This window comes from Nitratidesulfovibrio liaohensis (genome assembly GCF_011682075.1).
GTDB classification, from domain to species: domain Bacteria; phylum Desulfobacterota; class Desulfovibrionia; order Desulfovibrionales; family Desulfovibrionaceae; genus Cupidesulfovibrio; species Cupidesulfovibrio liaohensis.
The window spans coordinates 1-9142 of record NZ_VSMK01000025.1; the positions used below are offsets into that span (position 1 = coordinate 1).

Sequence of the window (9142 nt, forward strand, 5' to 3'; positions counted from 1 at the left end):
CCACCAACGCCGCCGGGCACGCCGCGTCCGCCAGCGGGGCCAGCCCCGCCGCCGCGCGACAGCTGCTCCAGCGAGACAAGGCGCGGCAGCATGGCCAGGTTCAGCAACAGGAGTTCCAGCGCCATGGCCGGTTCCAGGCTGGTCAGCACCCGGCGCTGGCCTTCCAGGGTCATCTGCCAGCAGGCGTGAATGTGCGTGATCTCGAACTTCGGCGCCCATTCCAGCCACTGGCGGGCCTCTTCTTCCGGCAGGTCCAGCGCGGGCAGGGCAGCCTCGCCCGCCTGGCGCAGCATGAACAGGTTGCGCCAGGTGGCGGCCAGTTCGCGCAGAAAGAACCCGATGTCCACGCCCTTGTCCAAGAGGTCGCGCACCACGGCGGACACCGCCACGCAATCCTGCGAGGCCAGGGCCTGCATCACCTCGAAGAACAGTTCCTGCCCGGCCAGGCCCAGCACGCCGCGCGCCCCCTCCACGGTCAGGCGCTCGCCGCCAAGGGCCAGCACCTGCCCCAGCAGCGACATGGAATCGCGCACGCTGCCCGCGGCCCGCCGCGCGATAAGCCGCACCGCCGCCGGGTCGAAATCCTGCCCCTCGCGGGTCAGCACGCCGGTCAGGTGGGCTTCCAGTTCGTGCTCGGGCAGCCGCTTGAAGGTGAAGTGCTGGCAGCGGCTGATGATGGTCACGGGAAATTTGTGCGGCTCTGTGGTGGCCAGCACGAAGGTGACGCGCGGCGGGGGTTCCTCCAGCGTTTTCAGCAGGGCGTTGAACGCCTCGCGCGTCAGCATGTGGGCTTCGTCGATGATGAAGACCTTGTAGCGGCCTTCCATGGGCGCGTAGCCGATGGCCTCGCGCAGGCGGCGGGCGTCCTCGATGCCCCGGTTGGACGCGCCGTCGATTTCCACCACGTCCACGTGGTTGCCCATGACCACCTTGCGGCACTGCTCGCAGGTGTTGCACGGCTCTCCGGTGGGTGCCTTTTCGCAGTTCAGCGCCTTGGCCAGGATGCGGGCAATGGTGGTCTTGCCCACCCCGCGCGTGCCGCTGAACAGGTAGGCGGGGGCCACGCGGTCTTCCGCCGCGGCGCGGGAAAGGATGGCCTTTACCGTCTCCTGCCCGGCCACCTCGGCGAAGGTCTGCGGGCGGTATCTGGCGGTGAGGGGGGCGTTGCTCATGACGATGCGGGCCTGCTGCGCCGCCTGTCCCGCCCGCCTTCGCGCGGAAGGACGGGACGCCGGACGGGGCGCGGGTTGGTGCGTGCCGTGGGGCAGAGAAATTCGTACGCTACGGGCGATTCCGGGGTTTCCGGGCTGTCCGGATTATCTGGGCCAGCCAGGGTTTCCGGGCCGCAACGCACGCCGCACGCCGGGGCGGGTGCCCGGCGTGCGGCGATCATACACGGACGGACCCTAGATGGTATAGCGGTGCAGCCAGTGGGCGTAGGCCGGGTTTTCACCCTTCACGGCCTTGAAGTACTCGCCCTGCAGGTGCTTGGTCACCGGACCGGCGCTGCCCTGGCCGATGACGCGCAGGTCCACCTCGCGGATGGGCGTCAGTTCGGCGGCGGTGCCACAGAAGAACGCCTCGTCGGCGATGTACAGTTCGTCGCGGGTGAACTGCTGTTCCACCACTTCGTAGCCCAGTTCGCGGGCCAGGGTGATCAGGCTGTTGCGGGTAATGCCGTCCAGCACCGAGGTGAGCGGGGTGGTCTTGATGAGCTTGCCGCGCACGATGAAGATGTTTTCGCCCGTGGCCTCGGACACGAAGCCCTGGGTGTCCAGCATCAGGCCTTCGTCGTAGCCGTCGGCCTTGGCCTCCATCTTGGCCAGCACCGAGTTCACGTAGTTGCCGCAGGCCTTGGCCTTGGTCATCATGGCGTTGACGTGGTGGCGGCAGAACGAGCTGGTCTTGACGCGGATGCCGTGTTCCAGCGCCTCTGCGCCAAGGTAGGCGCCCCAGGGCCAGGCGGCGATGATGGTCTGCACCGGGTTGTCGCCGGGGTACACGCCCATGGCGCCCGCGCCCACGAACGACAGGGGGCGGATGTAGCCTTCGGCCAGCTTGTTGCGCTTCAGGGTGTCTTCCACGGCGTCCACGAGTTGGTCGACGGTGTAGGGAATGACCATGCGCAGGATCTTGGCCGAATTCAGCAGGCGCTGCATGTGCTCGCGCAGGCGGAACACGGCGGACCCGCCGTCGGCGCACTTGTACGCACGAATGCCTTCGAACACGCCCACGCCGTAATGCAGGGTGTGGGTCAGCACGTGCACGTTGGCTTCGTCCCAGGGCACCTGCTTGCCGTCAAACCAGATGGTTTCCGCTTTCTGGACCATGTTTCCTACCTCTCGGATGTACGCCCCGCGTGTTTCGGGGCACGTTGGCGGGCCGCGCTGGCGGGCGCATGGCGGCCAGCGGTGGCGGCACGGCCACGCCTGTGTGGTGACGGATATGGCGCGCCGGGCCCCCGGCGCACCGCGTGGTGTGAAGACGTGCCACGCTAATCAAGCCACCCGGCAAGGTCAAGACGCGCCGGGGTGGAACGGGGGGCGGAGCGGGTGGGCGGACAGGGGGAGTGGGAGGACGGGGCGGCGACGGGCCGGGGGACGTCCGGGTGGTGGCAGGATGGCGAGGGGATGCTGACCGGTGGCTAGCTGGATGTTGGCTGGATGTTGGCTGGATGCGACCGAAGGTGGCGAAGGTGTGGGGAAGCCGTCGTGATGACGGGCGGGCACTGCGGTGCGGCGCAGCGCGCCGTGCGCATCCGGGAAACACCATGGCCGTACCCCCTCCGGACGGCCACCCCACCCAACTGCGGCCCTGTTGCGGCAACGCCGGGCCGAAACCCGCATGCTACGGATGCGGCATTTCCACCATCAACCAAAGGAAATGCCATGTCCGCATTCACACGCGGGCGCGCATCCCGTCGCGCCCCTGCCCAGCGTTCTCCCCAGGCCATGTCCACCGAAGACTTTTTGCGCACCGTGGTATTCGCCAAGCGCCCCCGCGACGAGCGGGCCGCGCCCGCCGGAGGGGCAGTGCCTGTCGGAGGGACTGTGCCTGCCGGGCCGGGGTACGGCGCGGACGCATTCCCGGCGGCTCCCCCCGCTTCCGGAGCTTTCGCCATGCCCGCACCCCACACGCCCCATTCCCGCGCCGAGGGTGCCCCCGGCGGGACGGACGGGTCCGCCGCCTCTGCCACCGCTCCCCAGTCCGGCGACATCCTCCCCGCGCTGGACGTGCAGTGCGCCTTCTCGCCCGAGGGCAGGCTGCGCGCCAAACAGGAACGCTGCGGCGGGCGCGCCTCCAGCTACGACTACACCCACGACGAACGCGGCCACCTGACCGAGGCGCGCCGCGACGGCCAGGTGGCGGAACGCTACACCTACAATGCGGCGGGGCAGCGCATCACGGCAAGGGTGAACCCGTTGCCCGGCATGTCGCGCGACGCGCAGCGGATGCTGGAGACGGAGCGCGCCTTTGCCTACGATGGCACGGGCCGCCTCGTGCGCGCCGGGCGGGCGCGCTACCTGTACGCCCCGGACGGCCCCGCGAACACGCATTTTTGTTCGCTGGCAAGGAAAACAAGTCTGCCACGAGGGCGCATACTCTTCTCGTATCCGCCCGATGTGGCAGACGCTGTTTGACGCAGCCAGCGGGCAAAAGGGCTGTTCGCGGCTGCGCTGCCGTGAGGAAGGGCGCACAGCACGTGGTTCTACTATGGCAACGGGGGCAACGGGGGCAACGGGGGCAATGCAGGCAACACCGCCGGGGGCACACCCCATGCACCCCACGGTCCCTACAGTCCCCACGCCCCTCATCATCCCCATCATCCGCATGACCAGCTTGCGCCCGTGGCCCTCGATTCGGTGGTGCTGCCCGGCGGCGACATCATTCGCTACCGTTTCGGCGACAACGGCATGCCCTTCGTGGTGTTGCGCAACCACGCGCCCAGCGAGGAGTACCAGTGGCTCGACCCGCTGCGCCTGGCCCGCTTCCGCGACCATCGCACCGGCTCGGACTACACCTTTCATTACGGCGGGGGCCGCGTGCCCGAGGCGGTCACCGTGCGCGGCCCCGCGCTGGACAGCCTGGACGGCAACCTGCTGGCCCCGTCCATCTTCCGCAAGGCCGGGGAGGCCGCCCCACCGCCGCGCTCCGTCACCTTCCGCCTCGGGCGTGACCAGGTGGGCACGCCGAAAGTGCTGCTGGACCCCGATGGCCGCACGGTGAAGCGCATGGAATACGACAGCTTCGGCAACCCGCTGCTGGACACCTGCCCGTACTTCTTTTTGCCGCTGGGCTTTGCCGGAGGGCTGGCGGACCGGCACACCGGCCTCGTGCGCTTCGGCTTTCGCGACTACGACCCGCGCACCGGACGCTTCACCGCGCCCGACCCGCTGGGCGACACCGGCGGCGACCATGACCCCTACGACTATTGCGTGGACGATCCGGTCAGCGCCTTCGACCCGCTGGGGCTCATCGGGGAAGCCATCATCGGTCAGGGGTGGGACGAATCAAAACACCCACGCAACCCGGACGGCACGTTCACCTTCTCCCATGGCGGTGGAGCCATGACGCTCGAACACCGCCAGCCCGTGCTCCCTCTGCCGGAGGGCAGCCTGACGCATCCCCCACGGGTACGCCCCGGCATTTACCCTGGCGAAGTGATTCTCAAGCCGTTCGGCCCAAGGCGTGGCGATGAACTCATCCTTGGCCTCCCCACCGGCAGATCCGGCCAGCAGCTACTGAACGACGGGCAGCCTCCGGACTCCCGGCTCTATCCCGAACAGCGCCCCCGGCCCTCGGAAGGCTACACCCCGCCGCTGGGACGCGGCGGCTCGGGGCGAGCAGAAATCCGCACCTTGCCGCACTACAATGACGGCAGATCGCCGTATGCCGAAAACCTGTTGATGGCCAGTAACGATTCGGGGCAAAATTCTACCACCTCGCAAAAGACACCGGAAAAAGAAGGGCAAGAGAAATATGACCTCATCAAAAAACGCATCAAGCAGGATGGCGTTGACAATGACCCCCTTGGACACTTGTACGCGGCTCTGACATTTCTGGAAGGAAGTGGGAAAAATGGAGATTGGGAGAATCCACAGCCACACTTCCCCGGCGGCAAGAGTTCCTATGCATTTGCGCTAGGCGTTGATTCGAAATATCTCACTGAACAAGACATTTCAGAATTCGAACGACGAATGGGGCCAGAAGCAAGCAAAGACAGTGCTGAAATATTACGAAAATTCGCAGGCAAAGACCAACGCGAAGCAGCAAAAGTTCTTGCGCAATACAGATCGGACACGGGGAAAAATCCAGAGCTCACGACTAAACAGGCAAGCACGCTTTCCCGCATCAGCATTGAACGCAGACGAGATGCAGCACGCCAAAAATTTGACCAAGAATCTCCATCGGCAGATGGTTCCAGCAATTTTGATAAACTACCAGTTCAGGCTCAGACCGTCGTCAGCTCCATTGCCTACCAATATGGGACAACTGGTGCAGCAACGGGCAAACTGAAACCTGTCTGGAACGCGATCAAGGTGCAAGATTGGGAGACTGCCAGCAACAGACTACGCAACTGCAACGACGGTTATGCATCACGCCGTCATGTCGAAGCCATGCTGCTTGACGAAATCTCCCGCGAACGTCAAAAATAGGAAAAGGCGTACGCAAAACAAAGCGCGCCGCGCGGATACCGGCTCCCCTTCCGCGCGGCGCCTCAACCAGCGAAGCGGTACCCCATGCCCCATGCCCTCGCCCGCCTGCTCGGCATCGTCTTCCTGCTGCACTGCCTTTTTCCCACCACGGCGCCCGCGCGTGACCGTCTGAACGTTTCCACCCCGCATGTGCCGACCATCGTACGGAAATGGAACTCCGCAAGGATGCCTGCCGGAGCTTTTGCCCCCGGCCTCTCCGTCATGTCGAAGCAGACGGAAGACAGATGCGGCGTATACAGCGGAACATACACGCCCGCGAACGAAAGCCCCATTCCCGTTGTCTTCTGGGACATACCAACGTGGCATGCCGGTATATCCGCAACAGACGGATACATGTGCCCCAGAAACGCGCCCGCCTGCATGCGCTATTCCCCGGATGCAACCCACCCCATGCCGCCCTTTCCGGATTTTCGTCCTGCCGCGCCCCAATCTGCCGCCGCTGACGCAGGGGAGCCGCCTTCTCAAACGCAGTTCTCCGGCATGGACGAATTCTTCGAGCATGGCGGAAGGGACTTCAACACCATTCCCGGTGTTGCCGCCCAACTGGCGTACATCCTCCCCCCGCCGCATTTCCTGCTGCTTCAGGAAATGGAAGGACTGTGCGCCCGGACCAGCAGGGGCGGCATCGCCTGCGGCGGCCATTTCAACCGGCAACAGGTGTTGTATGGGGCGCTGCTTGTCGCCCCATCCGGCAGGGTGGATGTGTTCTTCTACGCTTCACGCAACAATGGGCGCATCCGCAACCTGGCCTGGCACTATACCAATGACCGGCAGCATCCGGACTCGCTACCCCCGGACCTGAATGAACTGGTGGATATCTGGGATTTCGACGGTTGGCCGCCCCTCGTCCTGTCCGCAACAACGTGGCTGCACGCCAGTGCCCCAAGGGTAAAGGCAGTTACCCCGCCACCACCTGCCTCCGCTCCGGACTGGACGGCCCTTGCCTTCTGGCAAGGCAGGCGCCCGGTGTCTGCCACCTCCACCACGCGCTGGACCATGGCTGGCGACGCCAAGAACCGTACATGGCTGTTCGATGTCACCGCGCGGCAATCCGAAGAAGGCCCTGCGGTCTTCACCGGCACGTACGCTGCCAGCAACGGAGAACACGGCACGGTTGCAGGTTCGTTCCACCGGGAATGGTACAATGAAAACGACGTGCTGGCCGTCTCCACCTGTCCGGATTCGCAGCCCGCCTGTGCGACGTGGCGCGCCCCGTTCAGCAACGGCCTCGTCCCCCCTGCGCCCACGAACGATGACGGCCCCGAATACCCGGCCTATGTATATTTCAACAGCCTCCCCGGTCCGGCTCACCGGGCAGGGGCACCGATGCGGCCCTTTACCGGACTCGCGCATCTTGACGGTCTTCCGGCTGACACCGTCTACACCATGCCCGGAGTAGCCGCCCAGTTGGCGGACATCCTGCCGCCCCCTCTTTACCTGCAATTGCGGGACTTACTGGCAAGTTGCACGCGCACCAGCACGGGCAGCCTTGCCTGCGGAGGCACATTCGATCGGCAGCCCATGGAATACGGGGCCATCGTCCTGGCCCCTTCCGGAAGGGTGGACGCCTTCTTCCACGACAACCGCAACAACGACGCTCCCCCCCGGAACTGGCACTACACCAACGACCGGCAACATCCGGATTCCCTGCCCCCCGACATGGACGAAGTTCTTGCGGCGTGGGACTTCTCCCCGTACGCAAGGCCCACCGCCATGACCGACTGGTGGCATGCCAGCGTGCCCGGCAACCACGAATAGCGCATCGGCAACGCTCCCCCCGCTTCGCCTGCGGCGAATAGCCCGTCCCGACCTGCACTAGGGCCGCCGGTGCTGCCAGTACTGTCTACACTGAAGGTCACTCCGGACGTGCCATCCGGCTTGGCGACCTTCGGCTCCCACAGGCAAGTACCGCTCAATGCACGGCCTTCCCCGCCCTTTGAGTTCCGCCAGGATTTCGGATAGGGTTCCCCCGGCGCATGGCGGTGGGGCACGACCCGTCCGGACTTCATACAACCGTCGCGGGACACTCCGGTGCATCCTGAGGCAGGTCCAGGCGGACAGAGCAGGGCCGACCGCACCGGGCAGCGCGGGCCGGGCCGCAGCACACGCCAAACGCATCCAGTGCCGCGTCTGCGCCCCCCTGTCTGCAACCGGAGTCACACTGGTGCGCAGCCAGGCCGCACAACGCGCATCCGGCGACGACACCGGTACAGCGCAACGCGCATTCGGCATCCGGGACCATACTTTCGGGGGCACGCAACGGGCACATGAACAGACGACGGTTTCTCATCGCCGCGTGCGCGTGCGCGCTGCATCTGGCCGCCATGGGCACCGCCCTTGCCGGGCCAGCAGTACGCCCCGCCTTGCGGCGCGGCAGCGGGCCGCTGGGGTCTGCCCCGTCCCCGTCGGGCACATCGGGCGCCGGGTCTTCCCCGTCCCCGGCGTCTGGCCAGCCTGCATCAGGCCCCAAAAATTCCCGCCCCCCGCAGGACGACGACCTGGTCGCCCAGCAGACGGACCATTCCGGCGACCTGGACGCGCCCCCCGGCATCGACGACGCCGTGCGCGACTACCTGTTCAAGATGCGCCGGTTCGACAGCCCCCACCCCAGCGACATCACCCTGCCGCCCCAGCGCACTCCCGTGCTGCACGCCGCCACCGACAGGCTGGGCCGCCTGGAGCGCACCGTGGGGCATGGTTTCTTCTACCTGCTCGGCTTTGACGAGGCGGTGCGGGTGGCCCAGCGCTATCCGGCCGTCGGCGCCTTCAGCCCGCAGGAACTGGCCCTCATCGACGAACTGTTCCACGCGGACGCATCCGCCTACGGATTCATGGGCATGAAGCCGCTGAACTCGCTGACCGCCACCATTCCCTCGCGCGAGGTGTACAAGGTGCCGGGCATGGGCAACTACGTCTACCAGGGCGAACCGCGCGCCACGTGGGAAACCATCCGCCGCCTGCTGGGCGAGGACGTGGTGCTCACCTCCGGCGTGCGCGGCATCATGAAGCAGTTCCACCTGTTCCTCACCAAGGCCTCGGCGTACGGGGGCAACCTGTCGCTGGCCTCGCGCTCGCTGGCCCCGCCGGGGTATTCGTTCCACGGCATAGGCGACTTCGACGTGGGGCAGCGCGGCTACGGCGCTCGCAACTTCACATCCGCCTTCACCGCCACCCCGATATTCCGGCGGCTGGAGGAACTGGGCTATATCACCCTGCGCTACCCGCAGGACAACATGCTGGGGGTCCGCTTCGAACCCTGGCACATCAAGGTCGCCACCGCATGATGACGCACCGCACCTCACTGCGCTCCACCGCACGCCGCCACGGCGTCCGCCCCTGGCTGTACTGTCTTGCCGCGCTGCTCTGCCTGCACGCCGCGCCCGCGCTGGCGGCATCGCCCGCCCAGGCCAAACGGCCCGCCACCA

6 protein-coding genes are annotated in these 9142 nt (G+C 66.4%); 4 read left to right on the forward strand and 2 right to left on the reverse strand.

Translation table 11 applies throughout. The annotated features are described in order from the left end of the window. Positions 1 to 1172 (reverse strand): DNA polymerase III subunit gamma/tau (gene dnaX / locus FVW27_RS01240; protein WP_167122039.1); only part of this gene is annotated, 1172 nt, incomplete at its 3' end. A 234-nt stretch (positions 1173 to 1406) separates the two neighbouring features. After that, positions 1407 to 2330: a branched-chain amino acid transaminase gene (locus FVW27_RS01245; RefSeq protein ID WP_167122042.1), complete on the reverse strand. Its 924-nt coding sequence runs from the start codon at positions 2328 to 2330 to the stop codon at positions 1407 to 1409. A gap of 558 nt (positions 2331 to 2888) precedes the next feature. On the opposite strand from FVW27_RS01245, the gene FVW27_RS01250 reads away from it, so the two are divergent. The 4 genes from FVW27_RS01250 to FVW27_RS01265 all read left to right on the forward strand — a co-directional run bounded on the left by FVW27_RS01250 (position 2889) and on the right by FVW27_RS01265 (position 9001). Continuing rightward, positions 2889 to 3641: a hypothetical protein gene (locus tag FVW27_RS01250; protein ID WP_167122043.1), complete on the forward strand. Its 753-nt coding sequence runs from the start codon at positions 2889 to 2891 to the stop codon at positions 3639 to 3641. A 207-nt stretch (positions 3642 to 3848) separates the two neighbouring features. Continuing rightward, entirely contained in the window at positions 3849 to 5657 is a 1809-nt protein-coding gene (locus FVW27_RS01255) for a pesticin C-terminus-like muramidase (protein WP_167122045.1), read from the forward strand. 540 nt (positions 5658 to 6197) lie between these two features. Further along, positions 6198 to 7475 (forward strand): hypothetical protein, encoded by a 1278-nt coding sequence (locus FVW27_RS01260; protein WP_167122047.1) that lies wholly within the window; start codon positions 6198 to 6200, stop codon positions 7473 to 7475. A 509-nt stretch (positions 7476 to 7984) separates the two neighbouring features. After that, positions 7985 to 9001 carry a M15 family metallopeptidase gene (locus FVW27_RS01265; RefSeq protein WP_167122049.1) on the forward strand — a complete coding sequence of 339 codons (1017 nt, stop codon included), beginning with the start codon at positions 7985 to 7987 and terminating at the stop codon, positions 8999 to 9001. Positions 9002 to 9142 lie beyond the last annotated feature (141 nt).